Source organism: Pseudarthrobacter sulfonivorans, assembly GCF_014712225.1.
GTDB classification, from domain to species: Bacteria; Actinomycetota; Actinomycetes; order Actinomycetales; family Micrococcaceae; genus Arthrobacter; species Arthrobacter sulfonivorans.
In genome coordinates, this window is record NZ_JACXBW010000047.1 from 1 (window position 1) to 820 (window position 820).

Genomic DNA, 820 nt, shown 5'->3' on the forward strand with positions numbered 1-820 from the left:
CGGACGCGGCGGATGCCGGTCCCGGCGGGGTCCGCGACGATGGTCACGGGGGCCTCCAGGGCCAGGGTGAGCCAGGCCGCGAGGAGGATGGTGGAGGGTGAGTCCGAGGCCCCCTCGACCGCGACGGCGGTCACGGGGGAGGAATCCACCTGGTCCAGGACGGCCGCGAGCTGGATCCGCCAGTTCGTCAGCCGGGTCCAGGCGAGGTCGGTGTCCCCGGCCTTGTAGGTGGTCCGGATGTTCTCCAGCGCGCGCTGGGGGTCCGGTTCGTTCGCCGAGTCGGTGATCCGGCGGTGCGCGATCCGGCCCACGGAGGTTTCGCAGGCGTTCTCCGGTGCCCCGTGCGGCCACCAGGCCACGATCGGGGCGTCCGGGAGCAGCAGGGCAGCGACCAGGGATTCGGACTCGTGGGCGAGTTCGCCGTACCCGCGCAGCACGATCACTTCCGAGGCGCCGGCGTCCCCGCCGACCCGGATCTGCGCGTCGAGCCGGTTCGGGGCCGAGGTGCCGGCGTCGGCGAGGACGATGATCCGGCAGGGGTGTTCGCGGCTGGCCTCGTTCGCGGCCTCGATCGCTTCTTCCTCGAGCCCGGACCGGGTCACGACCACCAGGGTCAGGACCCGGCCCAGGGCGATCACCCCGCCCTGCTCACGCAGGGACATGAGTTTCTTGGAGACCTTCGAGGTGGTGGTGTCCGGCAAGTCAACAATCATGGCCTTCTCCAGGTTCGTCCGTCACGGGCCAGCAGCTCATCCGCGGTGGCCGGGCCCCAGGACCCCGGGGCGTAGGGTTCGGGCTGCTCATCGAGCCCGGCCCAGTA

Annotated in this window: 1 protein-coding gene; it reads right to left on the reverse strand. The window is 71.7% G+C overall.

The features are described 5' to 3' along the window. The coding region (locus IAQ70_RS22485) for a glucose-6-phosphate dehydrogenase assembly protein OpcA (protein ID WP_190992170.1) at positions 1-713 on the reverse strand (713 nt) is incomplete at its 3' end. Positions 714-820 lie beyond the last annotated feature (107 nt).